We start from the raw sequence: 26733 nt of genomic DNA, 5'->3' as shown, positions 1-26733 counted from the left end.
GGGAGGTTGACATGAAGATGCGGGTGGGGCTGTCGGGACGGCAGGCGTGGCGTGTGGTGGAGGCGGCGAGCAGGGTGAGCCGACTGCGCCGGAGCAGGGTCCGGGTCGGCGTGCGGACGGACTCGGGGATGGCGAGTGCCGAATACGCGATGGGGACTCTCGCCGCGTGCGGCTTCGCCGCGGTGCTCTACAAGGTGGTCACGAGTGGGCCCGTCGCCGGCGCCCTGGAATCGGTCATCGGGAATGCCCTCGATGCGAAGTTCTGAGAGCGGGACGGTCGGTGCCTCCCGGACGCCTTGGGGGTACGGCGACCGGGGGTCGGTGACGGCGGAGGCGGCCGTGGCGGTACCGGCGCTGGTGGTGTTCGTCGCGGCGCTGCTGTGGGCTTTGACGGCCGCCGCCGCGCAGATCCAGTGCGTGGACGCCGCCAGGGCGGGGGCTCGGGCGGCCGCCCGGTCCGAGCCCCGGGCGGCGGCGGTGGAAGCCGCGCGCTCGGCCGCCCCGGAGGGTGCCCAGGTCACGCTGGGGCGGTCGGACGACCTGTGGCGGGTCCGGGTGGAGGCCCCGACCCCGGGACCGCACGGCATCGCGCTGACGCTCGCCGCCGAAGCGGTGGCACCGGCCGAGGACGCCGCGCCGGGCGGAGCGGTGCCATGAGCCGGGATCGGGGGTCGGCGACGGTGTGGGCCGCCATGGCCGCGACCGCGCTGTGTGCGGTGTTCGCGGTGATCCTCGCCATGGGGCAGGCGGTCGTGGCCAGGCACCGCGCGGGCTCGGCAGCCGATCTGGCGGCGCTGGCGGCGGCCGGGCACGCGCTGAGGGGAACGGAGGCGGCCTGCGCGCGGGCGGCCGAGGTGGCAGGGGCGCAGGGCGCGGAGGTGGTGCGGTGCGCGGTCGCCGGTGAGATCGCCGACGTGACCGCGCGGGCCGCCTTCGGCCCGTACAGCCCAACGGTCAGGTCCCGCGCGGGCCACCGGACGCGCTGACGGCGCCTGCGCCCGCCCCAGGGCCGGCGCGCCGGACAGCCGGATCCGAAAGGCTAGGCCGTGTCTGAGACATAGCGCCGTCCGCCCGCAGGGCGGAGGATCGTTCTCGTACTGGACGTACGTGGATGAGTCCGACAACACGGCGAGCGTGCGTGCCGGGCGTCGCGCGCCAGGCGGGATTTGTCAGACACGGCCTAGCCCGTGACCTCGGCTCCGGTCTCGGCCGTCCGCGGCCCCGGCAGGTCCGCCGGGTCCGGCGTACCCGCCGACATCGACGGTGGCGCCGATCGCAGGAGTTCGCCCAGGAGCCGTACCGCCGCGCGTTTGTGCAGGGGCTCGTTGCCGTTGCCGCACTTCGGAGACTGGATGCACGACGGGCAGCCCGCCTCGCACTCGCACGAGGCGATCGCCTCGCGGGTGGCGGTGAGCCACTCGCGCGCCGTGTGGAAGGCGCGTTCCGCGAAGCCCGCGCCACCCGGGTGGCCGTCGTACACGAAGACAGTCGGCAGCAGCGTGTCCGGGTGGAGCGGTACGGACACGCCGCCGATGTCCCGGCGGTCGCAGGTCGCGAACAGCGGGAGCATCCCGATGGACGCGTGCTCGGCGGCGTGCAGGGCGCCGCCCAACTGCTCGGGGTTCACCCGGGCGGCGTCGAGTTGGTCCTCGGTGACCGTCCACCAGACGGCCCGGGTGCGCAGGGTGCGGGGAGGCAGATCGAGCTTGCTCTCGCCCAGGACCTCGCCGGTGATGAGCCGGCGGCGGAGGAAGGAGACGACCTGGTTGGTGACCTCGACGGAGCCGTAACAGAGGCGCCCGCCGCCCCAGGGGATCTCGGTGTCGGTTTCGAGGACGGAGATGGCGGTGGTGTCGCGCGCGGTCGTGGAGTACGGCGGACTGGCCTCCTCGACGAGCGCGACCGAGTCCGCCAGATCCAGCCGCTTCACCAGATAGGTACGCCCCTGGTGGAGATGGACCGCGCCGTCGTGCACGGCGGTGTGGGAGGCCGGTTCGTCGACGGTGCCCAGCAGCCTGCCCGTGCCCGCCTCGACGATCTGGACGGGCCGGCCGCCCTCACCCCGGATGTCCGCGAGATCGGCGGCCCGCTCGCGGCGCGTCCAGTACCAGCCGGTGGTGCGCCGCCGCAGCAGACCGGCTTCGACGAGCTGCGGCAGCAGCTCGGGCACGGCAGGGCCGAAGAGTTCCAGATCGGCTTCGGTGAGCGGCAGTTCGGCCGCGGCCGCGCACAGATGGGGGGCGAGGACGTACGGGTTGTCCGGGTCGAGCACGGTCGACTCGACGGGCTGCTGGAACAGCGCCTCGGGGTGGTGGACGAGGAACGTGTCCAGCGGATCGTCCCTGGCGACCAGGATGGCCAGCGCGCCCCGCCCGGCACGCCCGGCTCGGCCCGCCTGCTGCCACAGGGAGGCGCGGGTGCCCGGATAGCCGGCGATGACCACGGCGTCGAGCCCGGAGACGTCGATGCCCAGCTCCAGGGCCGTGGTGGCGGCGAGGCCGAGAAGCTCGCCGGAGTGCAGGGCGCGTTCCAGCGCGCGGCGCTCCTCGGCGAGGTAGCCGCCCCGGTAGGCCGCGACGCGTTTCACGAGGGAGGGGTCGACCTCGGCGAGGCGTTCCTGGGCGATGACGGAGACCAGTTCGGCGCCACGCCGGGAGCGTACGAAAGCGACCGAACGGACGCCCTGAAGGGTCAGGTCGGTCAGGATGTCGGCCGTCTCCGCCGTGGCGGTGCGACGGACAGGCGCGCCCTTCTCGCCGTGGAATTCGGTGAGAGGCGGCTCCCAGAGCGCGAAGACGGCCTCGCCGCGAGGCGAGGCGTCGTCGGACACCTCGTGGACGGGCAGGCCGGTGAGCCGCCCGGCGGCCCGCGCGGGCTCGGCGGCGGTGGCCGAGGCGAGCAGGAAGACGGGTTCGGAGCCGTACCGGGCGCAGACCCGCCGCAGCCGGCGCAGGACCTGGGCGACGTGGGAGCCGAAGACGCCGCGGTAGGTGTGGCACTCGTCGATGACGACGTAGCGCAGGGCACGCAGGAAGGAGGACCAGCGGGGGTGGGCCGGGAGGATCCCGCGGTGCAGCATGTCGGGGTTGGTGAGCACGTAGTTGGCGTACTGGCGCACCCATTCGCGCTCCTCGACGGGCGTGTCGCCGTCGTACACGGCGGGGCGCACGCCGTTGCCGAGCGGTGCGGCGAGCGCCTTCACGGCGCGCCGCTGGTCGGCCGCGAGCGCCTTCGTCGGGGAGAGGTACAGGGCGGTCGTGCCCCGGCCGTTCGGTGCCTCGGAGCCGTCCAGGAGCGCGGTGAGCACCGGCGCGAGGTAGGCGAGGGACTTGCCGGACGCCGTGCCGGTGGCGATCACGACGGATTCGCCGTCCAGGGCGTGCTCGGCGGCCGTGGCCTGGTGGGCCCACGGATGGTCCACCCCGGCCAGCTCAATGGCGTTGATCACTTCTGGCCGGATGCGGTCGGGCCAGACGGCATGGCGACCCGCACGCGGGGGCAAGTGCTCCGTATGGGTGATGCGCGCAGCCCGGCCCGGCCCCGCGGTGAGCCGGTCCAGGACCGTACTGGGGGAAGGGCGGGAGTCCCCGCTCTCAGGCGGCCTGCCAGGACCGTGATTCGTGGCCATCGGCACCGAGTGTGTCACTGGCGTGGCGGACAATGGTCCTAAGGCGTCGTGCATGGATGCCGGTAAGTGATTGAATGCCATCGCGGCTGGCGATACGCCCCCTGGCTCCGTCGGGAGAGACCCGAGGGGCGACCGCTCGATTGCAAGGTGCTGGAGGATCCGTGGACCTGTCCCTGTCGACTCGCAATGTGTCCGGCCCCGGTGGCGACCGTACGGTCGTCGAGGTCGGTGGCGAGATTGATGTGTATACCGCGCCCAAGCTGCGCGAGCAGTTGGTCGAGTTGGTGAACGACGGCAGTTACCACCTGGTCGTCGACATGGAGGGTGTGGACTTCCTCGACTCGACCGGTCTCGGCGTGCTCGTGGGTGGACTCAAGCGTGTGCGTGCCCACGAGGGCTCGCTGCGTCTGGTCTGCAACCAGGAGCGCATTCTCAAGATCTTCCGGATCACTGGCCTGACCAAGGTGTTCCCCATTCACACCACGGTCGAAGAGGCCGTCGCCGCCACCGACTGAGGCCGGCCGGAGGCTTTCGGAAGGAAGGGCAGGGGGCACCGGGCGTTTCAGCCCGGGGCGCCCGAGCCCCAGTTTTCGCACGCTCGTACGTCTGAGGGGGATCGCATGGCCACCGTTGAACTCCGCTTCAGCGCCCAGCCCGAGCACGTCAGGACGGCCCGTCTGGTGGCGGCTGCCGTGGCGCGCCGGGCCGGTGTCGACGAAGCAGTGTTGGACGAGGTCAGGCTCGCTGTCGGTGAGGCGTGCAGCCGCGCGGTCAATCTGCACCGCACCCACGGCATCACCGCGCCCGTGCGGGTGGTGCTGAACGAGGAGGAGAAGGTTTTCTCCATCGAGGTCGGTGACGGGGTGCCCGCCCCGGGCACCGCGGCGGCGGCCGAGAACGTGCCGGTCTCCCGCAGGTCCGTCCTCGCGGGCGACCTCTACGAGACGGACAGCGGCGACGGCGAGGACGAGATGGGCCTCGCGGTCATCAGCGGTCTCGTCGACGACGTGGAAGTGACCTCCGACGACCACGGCGGCGTCATCCGGATGAGCTGGCCGACCGCCTCGGCGGTCGCGCTCCCCTGAATACGCGTGTGCGTACGCTCCGGGGCGGGCGGCCTGCCCGTCCGGGGCGGCTCGCCGTCGGAGCGGCCGCGCGAGCGTGATCCAATTTCTTTGAGGCCCTGCTGAGCAGGGCCTTTTCTATTTCACCGGGGAAATTGATCACGAATCAATGCGCTCATCCCATTACGCATTTCGGAGCGCGTTTCAAGGCCCGATCATTTGCGACACCGTAAGTCAAGGTCAATTACACGGGGCGCACTCTGTTTTGATCAGCTTCCGCTCCCTACAATCCGTCCATCTTGAGCGCTGAGCGTCAAGGAGGACGAATGGCGGGGCACATCGATCAACAACTGTCCGAGCACCCCACTTCTCTCGCTGCCGCGATACTCACGGACGGCAACAGACTGATCGTGATCGTCATCGCGGTCATCGCGCTGGCGGCGCTGCTCGTCGCCCAGCGGCTGGTCCGTCAGGTGCTGGCGGCCGACGAGGGCACCGATTCCATGAAGGAGATCGCGGCCGCTGTACAGGAAGGCGCGAATGCCTATCTGGCACGGCAGCTGCGCACCCTCGGCGTTTTCGCCGTGGTGGTGTTCTTCCTGCTGTTGTTGCTGCCGGCCGACGGCTGGTCGGAACGCGCGGGACGTTCACTGTTCTTCCTGGTGGGTGCGCTTTTCTCGGCGGCCACCGGATACTTCGGCATGCGCCTCGCCGTACGCAGCAATGTGCGCGTCGCCGCGGCCGCGCGAGAGGCTACCCCGGCGGAGGGAGAACCGGAAAAGGATCTGACCGCTGTCGCGCACAAAGCAATGAAGATCGCATTCCGTACCGGTGGCGTGGTCGGCATGGTCACCGTGGGCCTCGGCCTGCTGGGCGCCTCCTGCGTGGTCCTCGTCTACGCCGAGGACGCGCCCAAGGTGCTGGAGGGCTTCGGTCTCGGCGCCGCGCTGATCGCGATGTTCATGCGTGTCGGTGGCGGCATCTTCACCAAGGCCGCCGACGTCGGCGCCGACCTCGTCGGCAAGGTCGAGCAGGGCATCCCGGAGGACGACCCGCGCAACGCGGCGACCATCGCCGACAACGTCGGGGACAACGTGGGCGACTGCGCCGGTATGGCGGCCGACCTCTTCGAGTCCTACGCCGTGACGCTCGTCGCCGCGCTCATCCTCGGCACCGCCGCGTTCGGCAACTTCGGGCTCGGCTTTCCGCTGATAGTCCCCGCGATCGGAGTCATCACGGCGATGATCGGCATCTTCGCGGTCGCGCCGCGGGCCTCCGACCGCAGCGGGATGACCGCGATCAACCGCGGCTTCTTCATCTCCGCGGTGATCTCGCTGGTCCTGGTGGCCGTGGCGGCGTACACGTATCTGCCGTCCACGTACGCGGAGTTGGACGGTGTGACGGCCGAGGAGATCACCTCGCACTCCGGTGACCCGAGGACGTTCGCACTGGTCGCCGTCGCCATCGGCATCGTCCTCGCGGCGCTGATCCAGCAGCTCACCGGCTATTTCACCGAGACCAACCGGCGCCCGGTGCGCGACATCGGCAAATCGGCGCTCACCGGGCCGGCGACCGTCGTCCTGGCCGGTGTGGCCATAGGTCTGGAGTCCGCCGTCTACACCGCGCTGCTGATCGGTCTCGGTGTGTACGGGGCATTCCTGCTCGGTGGTACGTCGATAATGCTCGCGCTCTTCGCGGTGGCGCTGGCCGGTACGGGTCTGCTCACCACCGTCGGCGTCATCGTCGCCATGGACACGTTCGGCCCCGTCTCCGACAACGCTCAGGGCATCGCCGAGATGTCCGGGGACGTCGAGGGCGCGGGCGCGCAGGTGCTCACCGACCTCGACGCCGTGGGAAACACCACGAAGGCCATCACCAAGGGCATCGCCATCGCGACCGCCGTACTGGCGGCGGCGGCGCTCTTCGGCTCGTACCGCGACGCCATCGCCACAGCGGTGTCGGACGTGGGGGCGAAGGCCGACGAGATGAGCCTGAGTCTCGACATCTCCCAGCCCAACAACCTGGTTGGACTGATCCTCGGCGCCGCGGTCGTGTTCCTCTTCTCGGGGCTCGCGATCAACGCCGTGTCGCGGTCGGCGGGTTCGGTGGTCTACGAGGTGCGGCGGCAGTTCCGCGAGCACCCCGGGATCATGGACTACACGGAGAAGCCGGAGTACGGGCGCGTCGTCGACATCTGTACGAAGGACGCGTTGCGGGAGCTGGCGACGCCAGGTCTGCTGGCCGTGCTCACCCCGATCGCGGTCGGGTTCTCGCTCGGCGTCGGCGCGCTGGGCTCGTTCCTGGCCGGCGCGATCGGTACCGGCACGCTGATGGCCGTCTTCCTCGCCAACTCCGGCGGGGCGTGGGACAACGCCAAGAAACTCGTCGAGGACGGCCACCACGGCGGCAAGGGCAGCGACGCCCACGCCGCGACCGTGATCGGCGACACGGTCGGCGACCCGTTCAAGGACACGGCGGGACCGGCGATAAACCCGCTGCTGAAGGTCATGAACCTGGTGGCGCTGCTGATCGCTCCGGCGGTGGTGCAGTTCAGCTACGGGGACGACGCCAACGCCGGAGTACGCGCGGTGGTCGCGGTCCTGTCGATCGCCGTCATCGTCGGAGCGGTGTACGTCTCCAAGCGGCGCTCGGTGACCGTCGACGACGGGGGCGACGGCGGAGGCGGGGCCGGGGACGGGACGACCAAGTCGCCGGATCCGGCGGTGGCTTCGTAGGCACGGTGGGTAATCGCCTCGTCACGATTGCGGCGGGGTGGAGCTCAACTGGTGGGCGGGCGGCGCGTCTTGACGCGTCGCCCGCCCGTTTTCCGTGATCCGCGGGGCGGTGGCGTGAGCGGTCTCTCCCTTGGTGCAAATATCCGCAATAGCTGATTCATCGGACACTCGGCGTGCGGTAGTCGTGCACTTGGCGTGTATGTTCCGGGGCCGAGAGCCTTGGAAGGGACCCAATCCGGTGAACAAGAAGCTCGCAGCCGCGCTGTCCGGCGGTTCGGTACTGCTCATGGCGCTGTCGGGGTGCAGTGACGACAGTGGCAGCAAGGTGAACGACTGGGCCAAGAAGGTCTGCGACCAGGTCCAGCCGCAGCTGACGAAGATCGCCAACGCCAACGCCTCGATCCAGCAGGCGACCTCGGACAGCAGCACGCCCGCCGACGTCCAGAAGACCGACGCGGCCGCCTTCCAGTCCATCTCGGACGCCTACAAGGCGCTGGGCGCGGCCGTGAACTCGGCGGGCGCCCCGCCCGTCGACGACGGCGAGACGACCCAGAAGGAGGCGGTCAGCGAGCTCAACGCCACCTCCACGGCGTACGCGGGGCTCAAGACCAAGGTCGACGACCTCGACATCAAGGATCAGGCGAAATTCGCGGACGGCCTCAAGGGCGTCGCCGACGAACTCGACAAGCTCAGCAAGAGCGGTGACGAGGCGCTGCGGAAGCTTCAGTCCGGTGATGTCGGGGCGGCGATGGCCAAGCAGCCCGGCTGCCAGCGGCCGAAGACGTCGGCGTCCGCCGGCCAGTCCTCCTGAGGCGCCCGGCCTTCTGCCGATTCGTCAGGAGAACGCCCAGCGGTCAGAAGAACGCCCCGTAGTACGTAGGCCTCGCAGTACCGCTCTCGGACGCGAATCCCGCGGCCCGGCACCCCATCCCGGGGACCGGGCCGCAGGCGTTTGTCAGTGGCAGCCGCCACAATGGAGAGGTGAGTACGCCCAGCCTTCCCGCGCCCGACAACTCGCCCCGACTGCGCGAGGCCCTGCTCGCCGCCGACTTCACCGTCGACGGCCTGCTGGACCTGCTCGGCGCGCCCGCGTACGCCGCGCTGGCCCGCAGCGAGACCGTGCCCGCCCTGCGGGCCACCCGTGGCGACAGCCCGCTCGAAACGCTCGTCAGACTCTTCCTGCTCCAGCGGGCGGTCCCGGCCGGGCGAGCCCGCGCGGCGCTCCCGCTGGCGGAGTGCCTGGCCGACGGCTGGGTCGTGGAGAACAGCGGAGCGGACGGCGGCGCGGCGGCTGGAGCGACGGCCGGCACGGCGGCCTCCACGGAAGGCGGTACCGGCAGCGACGAAGACGACGTGTTCGTCAGGGCCATCGTGGACGTGCGCCCGTACGGCGGCCCGGAAGGAGAGGACTGGTTCATCGTCTCCGACCTCGGCTGCTCGGTCGGCGGCGCCTCCGGGGCCACCGGCCACGGCGAGGGCGTGGTCCTCGGCGTCGGCGGGGCGTCCACGACCCTCGCCGGACTCACCGTCCGTAGACCGGTCGCCAGGGCCCTGGACGTCGGCACCGGATCCGGCATCCAGGCACTTCACGCGGCGCGGCACGCCACCGCGGTCACCGCCACCGACCTCAACCCGCGTGCGCTGGAGTTCGCCCGGCTGACCCTCGCCCTGTCCGGGGCGCCCGCCGCCGATCTGCGTGAGGGGTCGCTGTTCGAGCCGGTCGACGGCGAGACGTACGACCTGATCGTGTCGAACCCACCGTTCGTGATCTCGCCCGGCGCCCGGCTCACCTACCGCGACGGCGGCATGGGCGGCGACGACCTGTGCCGGACGCTCGTCCAGGAGACGGGCGACCGCCTCGCCGACGGGGGGTACGCGCACTTCCTCGCCAACTGGCAGCACGTGGAGGGCGAGGAGTGGCAGGACCGGCTCCGGTCCTGGGTGCCGCGCGGCTGCGACGCCTGGATCGTGCAGCGTGAGGTGCAGGACGTGACGCAGTACGCGGAGCTGTGGCTGCGCGACAGCGGCGACCACCGGGAGGACCCGGAGGCGTACGAGTCGCGGTACGAGGCGTGGCTGGACGAGTTCGAGGCGCGGAAGACCAAGGCTGTCGGCTTCGGCTGGATCACCCTCAGGAAGTCGGGTTACGAGCTGCCGTCGGTGGTCGTGGAGGAGTGGCCGCACCCGGTCGAGCAGCCGCTCGGCGAGACCGTCCTGGCCCACTTCGAGCGGCAGGACTATCTGCGCACGCACGACGACGCCGCGTTGCTCACCGCTCATTTCGCGCTCGCCCCCGAGGTCGTCCAGGAGCAGGTCGGGCTGCCCGGCGCGGAGGACCCCGAGCATGTGGTGCTGCGCCAGAACCGCGGCATGCGGCGGGCGACGAAGGTGGACACGGTCGCCGCGGGCTTCACCGGGGTCTGCGACGGCTCGCTGAGCGCCGGACGGATCCTGGACGCGATCGCCCAGCTCATGGGGGAGGACCCGGTGCTGCTGCGCGACCGGACGCCGCAGGCGATCCGGTCGCTGGTGGAGGAGGGCTTCCTGCTGCCGGTGGCGGCGTCCGCGGCCTGACGGGCCGGGCGCCTCACAGACGGGACTGGATGCGCGCGGCCCGAGCCCGGCCGACGAGACACCCCGCCGCCTTTGCCTCTGGCGTATTTCCGGTGGCCCCCGCGACGGAGACCGTACGGCCGCAGATGGCGGGTGCCGGAGCCCGCCTCGTACGTCGCGCGCGGGGCGCCGCCCGCGTACCGGCACCCGGCGGACGCCGCGCGGGTGAACCCCCGCGCCGTTCACGCGGAATTCGCGCCAATGACGCTCCGAGGTGCCAGCCTCGGCCTGCGGAGCCGCGCGGTTCCGGGAATCGAACGGGGTACGGGCATGGAGAGCGGGCCGGCGATCTTCGCGGGGGCGGCGTTCGCGCTGTTCGGAGCGGCGCTGCTGCTGTGGACAGGAGCGCGCGTGCTGCACCGCGCCCCCGTGGCGCACGGTGTCAGCCCTGCGACTTCCATCACCCTGGCGACGCTCACGGGCGCGTCGTTCCTGGCCCTCGGCGTCTGGTGCTTCGGCCGGATCTGATCCCTGCCCCTGAGGGACGGCCCGGCGCCTTTGGGACCGGCGCGCCCGACCGGTCGTACGGCGCCCGATCATGCCGGGATCCCGCCCGGGGTATGCCCACCACCGACCCCCGGGACCTGCGGCGAAGCGCTTCCGCCGACCCGCCGCCGACCCGCTCCGTACGGAGCTCACGGGCTGTCCGGCACGGTGGGCACCTGGGTCCGGGCGGCAGAAACGTGTGGACTCGGGTTACCGTTCGAGTGGCCGTTGCGGTCTTTCGCCGTTTGACACGGGGGCGGGTTGTACCGTCACACTCCGCAGCGAAGCAGCGTCATAGCGGGGCATGTCCTGCCCCGCGCTGCCGCACTGCCGTACCGCGTCAGGCTGTACGGGCCATCGAGTGCCGACCGGAGAGAAGAGCGAAGTTGTCCCCGACCAGCGAGACCGGACACGCCGGCCGCCGACTCGTCATTGTCGAGTCGCCTGCCAAGGCGAAGACAATCAAGGGCTACCTCGGCCCGGGATATGTCGTCGAGGCGAGCGTGGGGCACATCCGCGACCTCCCGAACGGCGCCGCCGAGGTGCCCGAGAAGTACACCGGCGAGGTGCGCCGCCTCGGTGTGGACGTCGAACACGACTTCCAGCCGATCTACGTCGTCAACGCCGACAAGAAGTCCCAGGTCAGAAAGCTCAAGGAGCTGCTGGCCGACTCCGACGAACTCTTCCTCGCCACCGATGAGGACCGCGAGGGCGAAGCCATCGCGTGGCATCTCCAGGAAGTCCTCAAGCCCAAGGTCCCGGTCCACCGGATGGTCTTCCACGAGATCACCAAGGAAGCGATCAGGGCCGCCGTCGCCAACCCCCGCCAGCTCAACAAGCTGATGGTGGACGCGCAGGAGACGCGCCGGATCCTCGACCGGCTCTACGGCTACGAGGTGTCGCCGGTCCTGTGGAAGAAGGTCATGCGCGGCCTGTCCGCCGGCCGTGTCCAGTCCGTCGCCACCCGGCTCGTCGTCGAGCGCGAACGCGAGCGCATCGCCTTCCGCTCCGCCGAGTACTGGGACCTGACGGGCACCTTCGGCACCGGCCGTACCGGCGACGCCTCGGACCCCTCCGTACTGAACGCACGCCTGTCGGCCGTCGACGGCCGCCGTGTCGCCCAGGGCCGCGACTTCGGCTCGGACGGGCAGCTCAAGTCCGACCAGGTGCTGCATCTCGACGAGACCGACGCGCACGCGCTGGCCACCGCCCTCCAGGACGCCTCGTTCGCCGTCCGCTCCGTCGAGTCGAAGCCGTACCGCCGCTCCCCGTACGCCCCCTTCCGTACGACGACGCTTCAGCAGGAGGCCTCGCGCAAGCTGGGCTTCGGGGCGAAGTCGACGATGCAGGTCGCGCAGAAGCTGTACGAGAACGGCTTCATCACCTATATGCGTACGGACTCCACGACCCTGTCCGCCACCGCCGTCTCGGCGGCGCGGGCGCAGGTCACGCAGTTGTACGGGGCGAGCTATCTGCCCGACAAGCCGCGTACGTACGCCGGCAAGGTCAAGAACGCGCAGGAGGCGCACGAGGCGATCCGCCCCTCCGGGGACCGCTTCCGTACGCCCGCCGAGACCGGTCTGACCGGCGATCAGTTCCGGCTCTACGAGCTGATCTGGAAGCGGACCGTCGCCTCCCAGATGAAGGACGCGGTCGGCAACAGCGTCACCGTCAAGATCGCGGGAATGTCGAGCGACGGCCGGGACGCCGAGTTCTCGGCGTCCGGCAAGACGATCACCTTCCACGGCTTCATGAAGGCCTATGTAGAAGGCGCCGACGACCCGAACGCCGAACTCGACGACCGTGAGCGCCGGCTGCCGCAGGTCGCCGAGGGCGACGCGCTCTCCGTGGAAGAGATCACCGTCGACGGCCACGCCACCAAGCCGCCGGCCCGCTACACCGAAGCGTCGCTGGTCAAGGAGTTGGAAGAGCGCGAGATCGGTCGCCCGTCGACGTACGCGTCGATCATCGGCACGATCCTCGACCGCGGCTACGTCTTCAAGAAGGGCACGGCGCTGGTCCCGTCGTTCCTCTCCTTCGCCGTGGTGAATCTGCTGGAGACGCACTTCGGCCGGCTCGTCGACTACGACTTCACCGCACGGATGGAGGACGACCTCGACCGCATCGCGCGGGGGGAGGCGCAGTCCGTGCCGTGGCTCAAGCGGTTCTACTTCGGTACCGGTGACGGCTCGGACGGCGCGGCTGCCACCGCGAGCGCCGCCGTGGCGGGCAACGGGGACGGGGACCACCTGGGCGGGCTCAAGGAGCTCGTCACGGACCTCGGCGCCATCGACGCCCGCGAGATCTCGTCCTTCCCGATCGGCGACGGCATCATGCTGCGCGTCGGCCGCTACGGGCCGTACGTCGAGCGCGGCGAGAAGGACGCGGAGGGCCACCAGCGGGCCGATGTGCCCGAGGATCTGGCGCCCGACGAGCTGACCGTCGAGTACGCGGAGGAGCTGCTGGCCAAGCCGAGCGGCGATTTCGAGCTCGGTGTGGACCCGCAGAGCGGGCATCAGATCGTTGCCAGGGACGGGCGTTACGGCCCGTACGTGACCGAGGTTCTGCCCGACGGCACCCCGAAGACCGGGAAGAACGCCGTCAAGCCGCGCACCGCCTCGCTGTTCAAGTCGATGTCGCTGGACACGGTGACGCTGGCGGACGCGCTCAAGCTGATGTCGCTGCCGCGAGTGGTCGGTACGGACGCCGAGGGCGTCGAGATCACCGCGCAGAACGGCCGTTACGGCCCGTATCTCAAGAAGGGCACCGACTCGCGCTCGCTGACCAGCGAGGACCAGCTCTTCGATATCACGCTGGACGAGGCTCTGGCGATTTACGCCCAGCCGAAGCAGCGGGGCCGGGCGGCGGCGAAGCCTCCTTTGAAGGAACTCGGGACGGACCCGGTGAGCGGGAGCCCGGTCGTCGTGAAGGACGGCCGCTTCGGGGCGTACGTCACCGACGGCGAGACGAACGCGACGCTGCGGACGGACGACAGCGTCGAGGAGATTACGCCGGAGCGCGGTTACGAGCTGCTCGCCGAGAAGCGCGCCAAGGGACCCGCCAAGAAGAAGACGGCGAAGAAGGCCCCGGCGAAGAAGGCCACCGCCAAGAAGGCTCCTGCCAAGAAGACGACGACGACGGCGAAGAAGACCGCGGCCAAGAAGACGACGACGGCCGCCAAGAAGACCGCCACGAAGTCGACGGCCGCGAAGAAGTCGACGGCGTCGTCCCGTACGGGAACGGACACGAGCACCAACTCGGACGCCGGCAGCGACGAGTAGGGCACGTAGAACGGTGTGACCACCGCACGGAGCCTCCACGGGGATCGCCCGGAGGCCCGTGCGGTGGCCGTTTGTTCGGGCGGGCCTCCGAGCACGGGCGGGCTCCGGATAGGCTGGGCGGATGACGCGAGCCGAGCAGCCAACGGTCGTGAGCCCCACCTCCGACTCCGACGCACTTGCCGCAGACTCACGAGAGCGTGCCGTACGAGCTTTGTTGCGATTCCCTCCGCTGCGGCGGTTGTGGGGCGCACAGCTCGTTGGCGGCATCGGCGATGCACTCGCCCTTCTCGTGCTTCTGCTGCTGTCGTTGCAGGCGGCGGTCGCCGAGGGCTCGTTCGGGGCGGGATACCGGGGGGTGGCGTTCGCCGTCGCAGCGGTGTTCGGTTCCCGGATCCTTGCCACAGTGCTCTTCGGAGCCGTACTCCTCGGGCCGCTCGCCGCCCTCACCGCGCCCGGAACCGGGACGCGGGCGTCCGGAGCGCGGGCGTCCAAGGGCCGGGCAGCCAAGGGCGGGGCGCCCGGCACCCCCGCGGATGCCGGGGCCGACGCAGCGAGCGGCGCCAGGAGCGAGGCCGACAGCGGTACCAAGGGCGGTCCGCTGGACCGTCGCTGGACGATGATCGTGGCCGACGGCGTACGCCTCGCCCTGCTCATCGTCGCGCCGCTCTGGCTCGACTGGAGCCCCGAGAACGCCCTGCCGATCCTTCTCAGTACGGTCTTCGTCGCCGGCGTGGCCGAGCGCTTCTGGACGGTGGCCAAGGAGAGCGCGGCGCCCGCCCTGCTCCCCGCGGCGCCGCCGGAAAGCGCCGCTGTACGCCCGATGCCCGACCACCTCGACGCGCTGCGTCGTCTCTCGCTGCGCACGAGCTTCGTCGCGATCCCCGTGGCCGCCGCCGTCCTGCTCGTCGTCACACTGATCGGCAACCTGATCGGCACGGGCGTCGAGTGGTTCTCGCTGCACCAGGCGGCCCTCGGCTCGTACGTCGCGGCCGGACTGTTCGCCGCGTCCGTCTCGACCCTGTTCATGCTGGAGCTGCCCGGCGGCCCCACCCCGCGCCCGCGCTCGCCGCTCGAAGGCCTGCGCCGTCCGACGACCGGAACCGGTCCGGACAAGGGCCGTACGGGCGCGGTGCCGCTGCTCGTCTTCGCCGGCGCGGCCGTGGCCGGCGCCATCGCGTCCGCCGCCGCCGTCTCCGTACTGCACGCGAAGGACCTGGGCGGCGGGCCCGTCGCCTTCGCCCTCCTGATCCTCGCACTGACCGGCGGCGTGGGAGTGGGTGTCCGCGGCGCCGGGAAGGTGCTGCCGGGACTGTCCCGCCGGCGGCTGTTCGCGCTGGCGATCGCCTTCACCGGTGTCGCCCTGCTGGTCACGGGACTCGTACCGGACACGGCGACCGTGCTGTTCGTCGCGCTGCTCGCCGGTGTGTCCGCAGGTGTCGCGGCCGGCACCGGCCACGGGCTGATCGACCAGGAGACCGAGGAGTACCGGCGTGGCCGGCACACCGACCATCTCCAGGCCGTCGTTCGTGTCTACGTGGCGCTCGGCGCCGTGGTGGCCCCCGTACTCGCCGCCGCGATCGGACCGCACCGGCTGGCCTCCGGCGACTTCGTCTTCGCGCACGGCGGCGCGGCCTTCACACTGATGCTGGTCGGCGCGCTGCTGCTGCCCGTGGCCGCCGTCGTACTCGCCAAGACCGACGACCGGTCGGGCGTACCGCTGCGGCGGGATCTGCGTGACGCGCTGCGGGGCGGGGCCGACCCGGCGCAGGCCCTGGCCGCGAACGGTTTCTTCATCGCCATAGAAGGCGGCGACGGCGCCGGGAAGTCGACCCAGGTCGAGGCGCTGGCCGAGTGGATCCGCGCCAAGGGCCACGAGGTCGTCGTGACGCGCGAGCCGGGTGCGACGGCGGTCGGCAAGCGGCTCCGCTCGATCCTGCTGGACGTGTCGAGCGCCGGTCTGTCGCACCGCGCGGAGGCGCTGCTGTACGCCGCCGACCGCGCGGAGCACGTCGACTCGGTCGTACGCCCCGCCCTGGAGCGCGGCGCGATCGTCATCTCCGACCGCTACATCGACTCGTCCGTGGCCTACCAGGGCGCGGGGCGCGATCTGGCGCCGACCGAGATCGCCCGTATCTCGCGCTGGGCCACGGACGGTCTCGTACCGAATCTGACGGTGCTGCTCGACGTCTCGCCCGAGGCGGCGCGCGAGCGCTTCACGGAGGCGCCGGACCGGCTGGAGTCCGAGCCGGCCGAGTTCCATCAGCGGGTACGGGACGGCTTCCTCACGCTCGCCGCGTCGGACCCCGGCCGGTATCTGGTCGTGGACGGGGCGCAGGAGCCCGAGGCCGTCACCACGGTCGTGAGGCACCGGCTCGACCAGATGCTGCCGCTGTCGGCCGCAGAGGTGAAGGCGCAGGAGGACGCGCGGAAGGCCGCCGCCGAGGAAGCGCGGCGGCGGGCCGAGGAAGAGGCGGCGCGCAAGGCCGAGGAGGAGCGCCAGGAGCGCGAGCGGCAGGCGCAGCTCGCCAAGCTCCGGGCCGAGGAGGAGGAGCGCAAGCGCCGCGAGCTGGAGGAGGCGCGGCAGCGCGAGGCCGACCGGCAGGCGATGGAGGCCAGGGAGCGGGCCGAGGAGGCGCGCAGGCTGGCCGAGGAGGAGCGGGTACGGCGCGAGGCGGAGGACGCCACGCGGCGCGCGGAGCAGGAGCGGCTGCGGCGGCTCGCCGAGGAGGAGAGCCGGCTCAGGGCCGAGGCGGAGGAGCGGCGGCGCGAGAAGCAGCGCAAGGCTGAGGAGGCGCTGCTGCGGGCCGAGGAGGCGCGCCGGCTGGCGGAGGCGACGGCCGCGGCGCAGGCCGCGGAGTCTGCGGAGTCCGCAGGGACTGCTGGGGACGTGGGGGCCGCGGGGGCCGAACGTCCCGAGTCGGACAACGAGTTGACGGTGCCGACGCCGGTCGTGCCGGAGCCGCCCGCGGGTGCGCCGGGGGAGAAGCGGGTGGTCACCCCGGACGACGCGACGCAGGAGGTGCCGACGCCGTCGGGCGGGGCCGGATCGGGTGACTCGGGCGGTTCGGGTGACTCGGGAGGCTCGGGTGCGGGCAACGACGAGACGCGGGTGATCCCGAAGGTTCCGGATCCGGGGGAGGAGCCGGGTCGGCCGGGGTCCGGCGGGTCTTCGGGCTCGGGCTCTGGCTCGTCGGGTTCGAAGTCCGGGGCGTCGGGGGCGGTGGACCGGGCGGTCGACGAGACGGCCGTACTGCCGCCCGTACAGGACGCTCATCCGGCCGACCGGGTGCCGCCCGGCTACTTCCGGGACGACGCCCAGGGGTCGGCGCCCGCGCCGTCGGCGCAGTCCGCGCCGCCTCCGGCGGGGAACGACCAGACACGCGAACTGCCGCAGTTCGATCCGGAGCGGCCGGCACGGCGGCGTTCGGACTGGGCGGAGGAGACTCCGCTGGACGATCTTCCGACGCTCGCTGACGAACTGCTCGGCCCGCGTGACGATGACGACGACGTCGGCGGGGCGCGCGGCGGTCGCGGCCGGGGTGGTCGCTGAGCGCCGGGCCTGAGGGCCCGCGACTGGGGCTTGGGGTCCTCCGGGGTGCGGTGCTGGGGGCCGGGGGCTGGGGGCCGGAATGTCGGCCTCCGCCCTGGTGGGACGGGATTGTCAGACCCTGCCCCCACAATGGATCTCGAAAGTCGGCATCCGGTCCCGATCCCGGTCCGGATGCCGTAGCGCGCGACTCGAAGGCGGTGACGGCGCATGACCGTATGGGACGACCTGATCGGCCAGGACCGCGTCGCCGGGACGCTCACCGCCGCCGCCCGTGACGCGGACGCCCGGGTCACCGCCGAAGCCTCGGGCACGCCACCGCCCGAGGCGACGAAGATGACGCACGCGTGGCTGTTCACCGGCCCGCCGGGCTCCGGCCGCTCCACCGCGGCCCGGGCCTTCGCCGCCGCCCTCCAGTGCACCAGCCCGGACCGCGCGCTGGGCGGCGTGCCCGGCTGCGGGTTCTGCGACGGCTGCCACACGAGCCTGATCGGTACGCACGCCGACGTCGAGGTGATCCGCACCGACCTGCTCTCCATCGGCGTCAAGGAGACCAGGGAGCTGGTCCGCCGGGCCCAGCTCTCCCCGGCCGTCGGCCGGTGGCAGGTCATCGTCCTCGAAGACGCGGACCGTCTCACCGAGGGCGCGGGCAACGTGCTCCTGAAGGCCGTCGAGGAGCCCGCGCCCCGCACGGTCTGGCTGCTCTGCGCCCCTTCCCTGGAGGACGTGCTGCCCACGATCCGCTCCCGCTGCCGCCATCTCACGCTCCGTACGCCACCGGTGGACGCCGTCGCCGACGTCCTGATGAGGCGCGACGGCATTGAGCCGGAAGCAGCCGCTGCCGCCGCGCGCGCCACGCAGGGGCACATCGGCCGCGCCCGACGGCTCGCCACGGACGAACGGGCCCGTGCCCGCCGGGCCACGGTCCTCAAGGTCCCGCTGCGCGTCGAGGACATCGGCGGCTGCCTCCGGGCCGCCCAGGAACTCATCGACGCGGCGGGGGAGGACTCCAAGGAGGTCGCCGAGGGCGTGGACGTCAAGGAGACCGAGGACATGAAGGCCGCGCTCGGGGCCGCGCCGGGCGGCCGGATGCCGCGCGGTACGGCGGGCGTCATGAAGGAGCTGGCGGACCGGCAGAAGCGCCGTTCCACCCGCACCCAGCGCGACAGTCTCGACCTGGCGCTCACCGACCTGACGGGCTTCTACCGGGACGTTCTGGCGATCCAGTTCGGCTCGCGGATCGGGCTGGCCAACGAGGACGTACGGGACGCGCTCGACCGGATCGCGAGAGCGTCGACGCCGGAGGCGACGCTGCGCCGGATAGAGGCGATCGTGGCCTGCCGCCAGGCGCTCGACCGCAATGTGGCGCCGCTGCTGGCGGTGGAGGCGATGACGGTGTCGCTGCGGGCGGGCTGAGCCGGGCCCGCGTCGGCCTTCCGGGTGTGGCCCGTACGCCGTCCCGTTCGGAGGAGCCACTCGTACGGACGGGGAAAGTGACACCCACCCCGTGACGGCTAGGCTCCACGAATGGACTTCAGCCGCCTCCTCCGTCTCTCCGCCGCCGGGCTCGCCGCGGCCGGTCTGCTCCTTTCCGGCTGCACGTCCGACGACTCGTCGTCGGGCGAGGCGTCGCCGGTGTCGGGGGCTCCGACCGCGCTGAAGAAGTACTACGGGCAGAAGATCGACTGGCGTGGGTGCGGCGTTCCGGGGTTCCAGTGCGCCTCGATGAGGGTGCCACTGGACTACGACCGGCCGAACGGCACCGAGATCAAACTCGCCATCGCCCGCAAGAAGGCCACCGGGCCCGGCAAGCACCTCGGCTCCCTCCAGGTGAACCCGGGCGGCCCCGGGGGCTCGGCCATCGACTACCTCCAGGGGTACGCGGGCATCGGCTACCCGGCCCCGGTCCGCGCCCGCTACGACATGGTGGCCATGGACCCCCGCGGCGTCGCCCGCAGCGCGCCGGTCGAATGCCTCACCGGCAAACAGATGGACGCCTACACCCAGGTCGACCAGACACCCGACGACACGGCCGAGCGGGGCCTTCTGGCCGACTCCTTCAAGAAGCTCGCCGAGTCCTGCGAGAAGCAGTCGGCCGAGTTGCTGCCGCACGTCTCCACCGTCGAGGCCGCCCGCGACATGGACGTCTTCCGGGCCGTCCTGCGCGACGAGAAGCTGACATATGTCGGGGCGTCGTACGGCACCTTCCTCGGCGCCACGTACGCCGAGCTCTTCCCCCGGCGCGTCGGCCGCCTCGTCCTCGACGGCGCGATGGACCCGTCGCTGCCCGCGGAGGAACTGAACCGCGACCAGACGGCGGGCTTCGAGACCGCCTTCCAGGCATTCGCCGAGGACTGCGCCAAGCAACCGGACTGCCCCCTGGGCACCGGGTCGCCGGAGGAGGCGGGCCGCCGCCTGACGGCCTTCTTCAAGGCCCTCGACACGAAGCCGATCCCGACCGGCGAGCCCCGCAAACTCGGCGAGTCCCTGGCCACGACGGGCGTGATCAACGCCATGTACGACGAGTCCGCCTGGCCCGGCCTCCGCGAATCCCTCAGCAGCGCGATGGACGACGACGACGGCTCCGGGCTCCTCGCCCTGGCCGACAGCTACTACGAACGCGAGGGCGACGGCTCCTACACGAATCTGATGTTCGCCAACGCCGCCGTGAACTGCCTGGACCTCCCGCCGGCCTTCAAGAAACCCACCGAGGTCGAGGCGGCGGTGCCCTCCTTCAAGGAGGCCTCCCCGGTCTTCGGTACGGGCCTCGCCTGGGCGTCCCTGAACTGCGCGTACTGGCCGACCATGGCGACGGGCGCCCCCCACCGCATCGAGGCGAAGGGCGCCCCACCGATCCTCGTGGTCGGCACCACCCGCGACCCGGCGACCCCGTACAAGTGGGCCCGGTCCCTGGCCGAGCAGCTCTCCTCCGGCGTCCTGCTGACGTACAACGGCGACGGCCACACGGCGTACGGCCGCGGCAGCGACTGCGTGGACACGGCGATCAACACCTACCTCATCGAAGGCACCCCGCCGAAGAGCGGCAAGAAGTGCTGACCACACCCCCCTCCCCACCCAAGACCTGGTCCGGGGCACCCCCAAGAACCCTGTAGACTTACGGCCGCTGCTGATGCGAACCTGACCGTGCGCGGACAGCCAATTCCGCAGCTTGCCGCCTTAGCTCAGTTGGCCAGAGCAACGCACTCGTAATGCGTAGGTCTCGGGTTCGAATCCCGAAGGCGGCTCTGTGAAGGCCCCAGAACTCACTCGCCGTGATCTGGGGCTTTCGCTTTTTCCGGGGTCGGTTGGGGGCGTGCGCGATGGCCTCATGCCCGTAGGTGGCGGTCGGCGTAGCGACATGCCTTTCTCCGCAAGGGTGTCCGTGAGGATGCGTACGGCCTTTGGCCCGACGCCGTGCAGCGCGAGGAAGTCGGCCCTGGTGGGCGTCGCGATGGCGTCGAGTGTGGTCAGTCCGGCAGTGGCCAAGGCGCGGGTCGTCGCCTTGCCGATGCCGGCCGGTGGATCGCTTCCCGGTGGTGTGGGGGATTCCACGAGGGCGGTCAGTGCCGCGGCCAACTGCCTTGGTGCGCGGTCCTTCCACGCGGTCATCACCAGGGACCACAGGTGCCGGCCGCCGATGTCGGCCAAGGGCGCTTCGACACCGGTCGTCCTGCCGGCGTGGATGAGTCGTTCGGCGTTCGGGTAGGCGGCGGCCAGGGCGTCATCAGTTCCCGCGCCGGGTAGCCTCAACCGCACTGTGCCGTCCTTCGTGACCGAGGCGAAACTCCTTGCCCCGCACGGAATAGGTCACCGTCCCATTCGTGAGGCTGGTACTTCACACATGACGGCATCACCCGGGCGGAGTGACCTGATCGACGACACCCAGGGCCGGTTGGAGAGCGGCGGAGGGTGGCGCTCGGTCGACCACCAGCGGAATAGGTGAGTTCCGGACGATCGTGCCGTTTGCCCCGCGTCTCCGACCTCGCGCGGGGCGAGTGCGGAAGGCGTTAGCGAGAACAGTGTTCTTGATTCTGCTGCCGGGGCGGGGCGTTGCCTTCCTCGATAGAGAACGGTGTTCTCGCTCTTCCCTCTCGTCAGAAGGAAGCCCCGTCATGACCACAGCAGTCGCCACCGCCCACAGCACCCCCTCCGGCCGTTGGGATCTCATCGGGCGCAGCCTGATGGGGCTCAACTCCGCCGTCACCTTCGCCGTGTTCATCAACGGGTTCTTCCTGATGGCGGACGCGAGCGACGACCGGATGATGGTCGAAGGGTGGCGGACCTTCGGGTATCTCGTGTTCAGCGCGATGTGGGCGATGCTCGCCTGCCGGCCGCGGCAGGTGCCCGCGATATGGGAGATGGTGATCTTCCACAAGGTCGCGGCGACCGTGCTCGCCTTCACCGTCCTGGACACCACCGAGGGGATGCAGTCCTCGATCACCGACACCACGGTCGCGTCGTTGACGATCTTCGCGTACATCGTCTGCCGTGGGTGGGAGTCGTGGCGGGTCCTTCAGCGCACCGACGTGACGGACAAGGCGCTTTGAGCCCTAGCCGTGAGCTGGTCGGGGCGGTCCCCCGACCCCGACGTACGAGCGAGAACACCGTTGACTTAATAGGGTGGATTCCATGGTCACTTCACGGCAGGCGGCGCGCGAGCGGATGATGCGCGACATCGTGCGGGTGGGGCGTGAGCACCTGGCGACCGTGCTGCCTGCCGACCTGTCCCTGCGGGCCGTGGCCCGGGACATCGGTGTCGTGCCGTCGGGTCTCTACCGCTACGTCAAGGACCGCGAAGCGCTCATCACGCTGCTGATCGTCGACGCGTACGACGAACTCGCCGACGAGGTCGACGCGGTCCTCGCCGCCGCGTCGAGCCTGTCGCACCGTGAGCGGCTGGCGGCGGGCGTACTCGCGGCGCGGGCCTGGGCCGTTCGGGAGCCGTCCAGGTTCGCCATGCTCTACGGCACTCCGGTGCCCGGCTACGCGGCGCCCGGCGATCAGACCGTGGGGCCGGGTACGCGCCTTGCCCTCGCACTCGCCGGGGTGGTCGAGGGTGCCTGGCGGGCGGGCGAGTTGAGAACTGTGGAGGCTCCGGTCGATCCGGCCGTCCGCGCCGATATGGAGCGGTTGCGGGGGTTGTTCGGCTTCGAGATGCCGGTGGGCAATGTCTGCCGGGTCTACGGGCTGTGGTCCGCGGTCATCGGCGCCATCCTGTTCGACACCTTCGGCCATTACGCGGCGGATACGGTGACCGATCCCGAGAAGTTCCTCCGCGCCCACACCGACGGCCTCGCGGACACCGTCGGTCTCTGACGGCGGCCTCAACGGCCGGAGACGGTGAATGCCGCCGCCCGGGGGCGAATTCAGCCCCGGCTCAGCTGTCGTGACGAGGCGTCGCCGGGAAAGTCGCCGCCGCCGCCAGGGCCGTGAAGGCCCGGCGGGTGTGGGCGGACAGGGAGTCCGTGGGTGTGGACGCCCACGTCGTCAGGGCGCAGTGGAACGCGGCGACGACCATGTCGACCGCCAGCCGGGGGCGGAGATCCGCCGGGTCGGTACGGTCCCGGCCGGCGCCGACCTCGGGGCCATCAGCACCATCCCCGTGGCTGGCGGCAGCGCCCTGCGCGCGCTGGCGCGGATCGGGCCGCTCCTCGGCAAGCGGATCCTGGTCACCGCCGCGACGGGTGGCACCGGGCGGTACGCCGTACAGCTCGCCCGGCTCGGCGGCGCCCATGTCATCGCCTCCACCGGCGACCCGGACGCACACGGGGAGAGCCTGCGGGCGCTCGGCGCGCACGAGGTGGTCGCGGGGCCGGCCGGGCTCGGCGCGCCCGTCGACGGAGTGGTCGATCTTGTCGGCGGCGACCAACTCGTGTGCGCCTTCGAGCGGTTGACGGCCGGCGGGACCCTGGTCTCGGTCGGGCATGTCACGGCCGACCAGGGTGAGAACTTCCCGTACGGCGCGCTCTTCGGCCACGACGGACGGCACGACCGCTCACTCGTCACCTTCTTCCTGCTGGACTGCCCGGACCTCGGGCCGGACCTCGGTCTGCTCGCGGCCAAGGTCGCCGCCGGCGAACTCGACGCGCAGGTCTCCTGGCGCGGCGGCTGGGACAAGGCACCGGAGGCGGTCGGGGCCCTTCTCGATCGCCGCCTCCACGGGAAGGCCGTCCTCGACCTGCTCCGACCCTGATACGGCACCGGCCCCCGGGACAGGTCCCCGGGGGCCGGCGGTTCAATCAAGCGGTACCGAAGGTCAGTTGGCGTCGACCAGGTCGTGCGCCGGCACCTTCACCGTACGCGCGCCCGGCTTGCCGCCCAGGACGACCTTGCGCAGCGCGCTGTTGTTGTCGAGGCTCGTCTCCTTGAGACGGTTCTCGGGGTTGGCGAGCACCTGGATGTAGTAGGTGCCGTTCGGCAGGTTGGTGATGTCGAAGGACTGGCCCGGCAGGTCCTGCGTGTACGTGTCGCCGGAGCCGACGTCCAGCACCTCGCGGACGGAGATCGAGTTCTCCTGGCCGCACGCGGTGGACAGGTCGGTGTTGCCCGGGTGCCAGTTGGCGTTCTTCACCGTGTAGTCGACGGCGTCGGTGTTGGCCAGGCAGAACGCTTCCTTGCCGCTGCGCACCTGCTCGTTCTGGTCCGCCTTCAGCAGCCGGTAGCTGGCGAAGTCGGTGAAGTGCCAGTGCTCGTGGCCCGGCCGCGGGTCCCACTCCATGGTGCCGGTCGGGGTGTAGCCGACCTGCGTGCCGTCCGCGTCGTAGAAGTACTGGTAGGCGTCCATCAGCTCCTTGCCGGGGCTGCGGAAGCCGTCCACGACGAGCTGCGCGGGGCCCGCGTTCCAGACGTTGGCGCTGAAGGCGAGGTAGTCCTTGCCCTTGACGTCCTGGTCGCCGTCGCTGATCTGGATGCCGTAGGCCGGCAGCGAACGCAGGTCGGGCTTCGGCACGTCGGGGACCGACGCCTTGCCGGCGGGGCGCTTGGCGTTGGGCTTGACGGCGGGCGCCTGGCGGGAGCCGTCCGTGCGGCCGGGGCCGTCACCGACGGGCGCGACCGCGGTCTTGAGCGCGGCCTTCTTCAGCGCCCACGGCAGGGCCGGCGGGGCCGGGATGAGCGGGCCGTGGCCCACGTTGTACGAGGGGCCGGCGCCGCTCGTCGGGGCGGCGGGGGCCTCGGGGCGCATCGAACCGTGCCCGGCCATGCCCTTCATGGCCGCCATGTCGTGGCCGCTGTGGCCGGACATCGCCTTCTTGCCGCGCAGTCCGGCTCCCGACTCGTCCTCCCAACTGCGCTCGCGCACCGTCAGGTTGATCAGCTGCGGCTTGCTGGAGATGCCGAAGAGGTCGCGGTAGCGCTTGTTCACCGTCACCTTGGCGGTGTACTTGCCGGCGGCGAGGTCGACCGGTCCGGAGGAGTAGCCGGCGTACGTGTTGGACGCCCAGCCCTTCTCGACGCCCCACACCGAACCGAGGGTGAACGCGTTCTCCGGGCAGCTCTCCGGGTACTTCGACTTCGCGGGTCCGTCCGGGTCGATCCGGCCTGCCGCGTTGTTCGGGCAGTACTTCTCGGAGCGGTTGAGCACGACCTTGCGGTTCGTGTCGGTGATGGTGATCTGGGCGAAGTCCGGCAGCCCCGAGAAGTCCTTCACCAGGTCCGCGGGAAGCGCCTTGGTGGTGGTCTCGGTGCCGTTGTGGATGATCTGCTCGGCGACGACCGGGTCTTTGTACGACTTGCGGGTCACCTTGAGTTCGAACGGCCCGCCCTCGGCCGTGAGGTAGGTCCCGAGGTCGAGGTAGACGCCCGGGTCCTCCTTCCACGAGTCGAGTGTCAGCGAGTTGGTCGCGGCGATCAGGCTGAGCTTCGGCGTGGTCTGCGCCGAGTCGACCTCGGGCGCCGCGGCCACGACGCCGGCGGTAACGGCGAGCGCCGCGCCGGCGGCCAACGCCGAACGCCGGAGCCGGGCTTGGTGCGTTCTGGTCATCGTTCCTCGTTCTCCGAGTTTCCGAGCTTTCCGGATGCTTTCCGAATGCCTGCGTGGACGGTGGACGAACAGCCAACGCGACGTACGGACTCAGATCGCGGAACTGTCTTCCCCGTCCTTGAGAGGCGAGGGAAGGGGCCCGGGGTTGTCTGTGAACCGGGGAGACGTGGATCGTTGGCCGAAAGACGCTGTCAGGTGCCGCATCCGGCCTTCTTTGGGTCGTTTTCGATCGGCGTGCGTTCCGGCCGTGGTACTCCGAGGAAGTACGGCTCGGCGATTCGGGTGGTGCAGCGCCCGGTTCCGGTCGCGCCCGCTCCGGGTCGCGCCCGCTCCGTCGGCCCGGGTAGTGGTCAGTCCAGGTCGCGTTCGGGCGACGTCGCCCACCAGTGGACGAGCTGGTACACCGTCTCGTAGCCCAACTCGGTTCGCAGATTGGTCAGATGGACGTTGATGGTGCGCGAGCTGTAGCCGAGCGCCGTCGCGATCTGCTGCTGGTCCTGCCCCGAGACGAGCGCGCGCAGGATCGTGCGCTGGAGTTGCGTACTGACGGTCCGGCCCGCGGTGCCCTCCCGGGACCGCTCCGGGGCGCGCCACTCCTGCGCCAGAGTCCACTCCTGCTCGAAGGACTCGGCCAGATACGCGCACACCGCCGGGTCCCGGACCGTCCACGCGCCCGCGGAGTCCGGGCGCCCCTCCAGATGGTCGGAGAAGAAGGCGACCTTCCGGTCGAAGACGAGCACGCGCAGGAACGGCCTCGCCAGGGTGCGGAACAGCGCGCCCTTCGGCGCCATGACGGCCACCCGCTCCCGTACGTTGGGATTGGTGCGCGCGCTCACGTGATACAGCGTGCGCAGCGAGACGCCCCTGGTCAGCGCGGCGAGGTCGCGGTTGAACGCCTGCGTGAGGATGCGCCGCGTACGGAGTCCGGGCTGGGCCGCGAGCAGTTCGTGGGCCTCGTCGGCGGCCTCACCGATGTGGCGGTTGGCCGCTTCGACCCCCGCGATGTACCGGGATCCGGCCCGCAGCTCCTCCGCCACCGACGGCTGGTGCGACCGCAGTTCGTCGAGCAGCGCCGGGATCTCGTCCAGGCGCCGGGCGGTCCGCTCCAGCTCATCCCGCACGGACGCGCGCAGCCGGCGCTCCAGCCGGTCCAGGCTCACGGGGACGTAGCCGCCGATCGGTTCGGCCATGACGGCGCCGAGCGCGAGGAGGGACTCCACGCCCGGTACGTCCTCCGACACGGTCTCGCCCGCGATGAGGCGCGCGTAGAGTGCCCGTGCGTCGGGCGGCAGAATCGAGTCGACTTCGACCGGATTCGTTTTCTGTTTCTCGTCCCTTTTTGTCGCCTTCGGATTCGTCTCGGCCGTCATTGCCTTACGCCTTCAAATCCCGGAACTT

General features: G+C 71.1%; 19 protein-coding genes and 1 tRNA gene. 17 read left to right on the top strand and 3 right to left on the bottom strand.

Annotated elements, in window-relative coordinates:
• Nucleotides 1-11 precede the first annotated feature (11 nt).
• From ACIBBB_RS31280 to ACIBBB_RS31270, 3 genes are read left to right on the top strand one after another with little or no spacing between them, the layout of a single operon-like run.
• Nucleotides 12-266, top strand: coding sequence for a DUF4244 domain-containing protein (locus ACIBBB_RS31280; RefSeq protein ID WP_398987951.1), 255 nt, complete (start codon nt 12-14; stop codon nt 264-266).
• On the top strand, nt 253-657 hold the full coding sequence (locus ACIBBB_RS31275) for a TadE family type IV pilus minor pilin (protein ID WP_398987949.1): 405 nt from the start codon (nt 253-255) through the stop codon (nt 655-657). Before ACIBBB_RS31280 ends, ACIBBB_RS31275 begins: the two co-directional genes overlap by 14 nt.
• Nucleotides 654-986 (top strand): Rv3654c family TadE-like protein, encoded by a 333-nt coding sequence (locus ACIBBB_RS31270; RefSeq protein WP_398987947.1) that lies wholly within the window; start codon nt 654-656, stop codon nt 984-986. Before ACIBBB_RS31275 ends, ACIBBB_RS31270 begins: the two co-directional genes overlap by 4 nt.
• Before the next feature lie 194 nt (nt 987-1180).
• Here the strand turns inward: ACIBBB_RS31270 and ACIBBB_RS31265 are convergent, their stop codons facing one another.
• A complete protein-coding gene (locus ACIBBB_RS31265; protein WP_398987945.1) occupies nt 1181-3709 on the bottom strand; it encodes a DEAD/DEAH box helicase in 2529 nt (842 codons plus the stop codon).
• An 80-nt stretch (nt 3710-3789) separates the two neighbouring features.
• Here ACIBBB_RS31265 and bldG point away from each other — a divergent pair, with 80 nt between their 5' ends.
• The 14 genes from bldG (at nt 3790) to ACIBBB_RS31195 (ending at nt 23547) form a co-directional block, all read left to right on the top strand.
• On the top strand, nt 3790-4143 hold the full coding sequence (gene bldG, locus ACIBBB_RS31260; RefSeq protein ID WP_078075833.1) for an anti-sigma factor antagonist BldG: 354 nt from the start codon (nt 3790-3792) through the stop codon (nt 4141-4143).
• Between the two features lie 105 nt (nt 4144-4248).
• The gene (locus ACIBBB_RS31255) at nt 4249-4713 is read left to right on the top strand and encodes an ATP-binding protein (protein ID WP_398987943.1); all 465 of its coding nucleotides are present in this window, start codon (nt 4249-4251) and stop codon (nt 4711-4713) included.
• A gap of 305 nt (nt 4714-5018) precedes the next feature.
• Nucleotides 5019-7427, top strand: a complete 2409-nt coding sequence (locus ACIBBB_RS31250; RefSeq protein ID WP_398987941.1) for a sodium-translocating pyrophosphatase — start codon at nt 5019-5021, stop codon at nt 7425-7427.
• 238 nt (nt 7428-7665) lie between these two features.
• The gene (locus ACIBBB_RS31245) at nt 7666-8238 is read left to right on the top strand and encodes a small secreted protein (protein ID WP_398987939.1); all 573 of its coding nucleotides are present in this window, start codon (nt 7666-7668) and stop codon (nt 8236-8238) included.
• A 170-nt stretch (nt 8239-8408) separates the two neighbouring features.
• Complete coding sequence (locus tag ACIBBB_RS31240) at nt 8409-10001, top strand: methyltransferase (protein WP_398987937.1); 1593 nt, start codon at nt 8409-8411, stop codon at nt 9999-10001.
• 309 nt (nt 10002-10310) lie between these two features.
• Complete coding sequence (locus tag ACIBBB_RS31235; RefSeq protein WP_398987935.1) at nt 10311-10508, top strand: hypothetical protein; 198 nt, start codon at nt 10311-10313, stop codon at nt 10506-10508.
• Between the two features lie 404 nt (nt 10509-10912).
• Nucleotides 10913-13807 (top strand): type I DNA topoisomerase, encoded by a 2895-nt coding sequence (topA, locus tag ACIBBB_RS31230; protein ID WP_398987933.1) that lies wholly within the window; start codon nt 10913-10915, stop codon nt 13805-13807.
• Nucleotides 13808-13928: 121 nt separating this feature from the next.
• The gene (tmk, locus tag ACIBBB_RS31225; protein WP_398987931.1) at nt 13929-17357 is read left to right on the top strand and encodes a dTMP kinase; all 3429 of its coding nucleotides are present in this window, start codon (nt 13929-13931) and stop codon (nt 17355-17357) included.
• Between the two features lie 207 nt (nt 17358-17564).
• Nucleotides 17565-18770 (top strand): DNA polymerase III subunit delta', encoded by a 1206-nt coding sequence (locus tag ACIBBB_RS31220; RefSeq protein WP_398987929.1) that lies wholly within the window; start codon nt 17565-17567, stop codon nt 18768-18770.
• A 111-nt stretch (nt 18771-18881) separates the two neighbouring features.
• Nucleotides 18882-20411: an alpha/beta hydrolase gene (locus tag ACIBBB_RS31215; RefSeq protein WP_398987927.1), complete on the top strand. Its 1530-nt coding sequence runs from the start codon at nt 18882-18884 to the stop codon at nt 20409-20411.
• A 114-nt stretch (nt 20412-20525) separates the two neighbouring features.
• Nucleotides 20526-20599 (top strand) — tRNA-Thr (locus tag ACIBBB_RS31210).
• An 867-nt stretch (nt 20600-21466) separates the two neighbouring features.
• Nucleotides 21467-21901, top strand: coding sequence for a hypothetical protein (locus tag ACIBBB_RS31205; protein ID WP_398987925.1), 435 nt, complete (start codon nt 21467-21469; stop codon nt 21899-21901).
• Between the two features lie 82 nt (nt 21902-21983).
• Complete coding sequence (locus ACIBBB_RS31200; RefSeq protein WP_398987923.1) at nt 21984-22670, top strand: TetR/AcrR family transcriptional regulator; 687 nt, start codon at nt 21984-21986, stop codon at nt 22668-22670.
• Between the two features lie 181 nt (nt 22671-22851).
• Nucleotides 22852-23547, top strand: coding sequence for a zinc-binding dehydrogenase (locus ACIBBB_RS31195; RefSeq protein ID WP_398987921.1), 696 nt, complete (start codon nt 22852-22854; stop codon nt 23545-23547).
• A gap of 63 nt (nt 23548-23610) precedes the next feature.
• Here ACIBBB_RS31195 and ACIBBB_RS31190 read toward each other — a convergent pair whose 3' ends face one another.
• Entirely contained in the window at nt 23611-25335 is a 1725-nt protein-coding gene (locus ACIBBB_RS31190; RefSeq protein WP_398987919.1) for a lysyl oxidase family protein, read from the bottom strand.
• Between the two features lie 350 nt (nt 25336-25685).
• Complete coding sequence (locus ACIBBB_RS31185; RefSeq protein ID WP_398987917.1) at nt 25686-26705, bottom strand: LuxR C-terminal-related transcriptional regulator; 1020 nt, start codon at nt 26703-26705, stop codon at nt 25686-25688.
• Nucleotides 26706-26733 lie beyond the last annotated feature (28 nt).

It is taken from the genome of Streptomyces sp. NPDC051217, from assembly GCF_044455465.1.
Lineage (GTDB): Bacteria > Actinomycetota > Actinomycetes > Streptomycetales > Streptomycetaceae > Streptomyces.
This window is presented reverse-complemented; position numbering and strand designations above follow the sequence as displayed.

Excerpts from the sequence above, each read along its gene's own strand:
- ACIBBB_RS31200 (WP_398987923.1), top strand. The coding sequence starts at position 21,984 with ATGGTCACTTCACGGCAGGCGGCGCGCGAGCGGATGATGCGCGACATC.
- ACIBBB_RS31265 (WP_398987945.1), bottom strand. The coding sequence starts at position 3,709 with ATGGCATTCAATCACTTACCGGCATCCATGCACGACGCCTTAGGACCA.
- ACIBBB_RS31215 (WP_398987927.1), top strand. The coding sequence starts at position 18,882 with ATGGACTTCAGCCGCCTCCTCCGTCTCTCCGCCGCCGGGCTCGCCGCG.
- tmk (WP_398987931.1), top strand. The coding sequence starts at position 13,929 with ATGACGCGAGCCGAGCAGCCAACGGTCGTGAGCCCCACCTCCGACTCC.
- ACIBBB_RS31280 (WP_398987951.1), top strand. The coding sequence starts at position 12 with ATGAAGATGCGGGTGGGGCTGTCGGGACGGCAGGCGTGGCGTGTGGTG.
- ACIBBB_RS31220 (WP_398987929.1), top strand. The coding sequence starts at position 17,565 with ATGACCGTATGGGACGACCTGATCGGCCAGGACCGCGTCGCCGGGACG.
- ACIBBB_RS31190 (WP_398987919.1), bottom strand. The coding sequence starts at position 25,335 with ATGACCAGAACGCACCAAGCCCGGCTCCGGCGTTCGGCGTTGGCCGCC.
- ACIBBB_RS31205 (WP_398987925.1), top strand. The coding sequence starts at position 21,467 with ATGACCACAGCAGTCGCCACCGCCCACAGCACCCCCTCCGGCCGTTGG.
- ACIBBB_RS31185 (WP_398987917.1), bottom strand. The coding sequence starts at position 26,705 with ATGACGGCCGAGACGAATCCGAAGGCGACAAAAAGGGACGAGAAACAG.
- ACIBBB_RS31255 (WP_398987943.1), top strand. The coding sequence starts at position 4,249 with ATGGCCACCGTTGAACTCCGCTTCAGCGCCCAGCCCGAGCACGTCAGG.
- ACIBBB_RS31275 (WP_398987949.1), top strand. The coding sequence starts at position 253 with ATGCGAAGTTCTGAGAGCGGGACGGTCGGTGCCTCCCGGACGCCTTGG.
- ACIBBB_RS31235 (WP_398987935.1), top strand. The coding sequence starts at position 10,311 with ATGGAGAGCGGGCCGGCGATCTTCGCGGGGGCGGCGTTCGCGCTGTTC.
- ACIBBB_RS31250 (WP_398987941.1), top strand. The coding sequence starts at position 5,019 with ATGGCGGGGCACATCGATCAACAACTGTCCGAGCACCCCACTTCTCTC.
- ACIBBB_RS31270 (WP_398987947.1), top strand. The coding sequence starts at position 654 with ATGAGCCGGGATCGGGGGTCGGCGACGGTGTGGGCCGCCATGGCCGCG.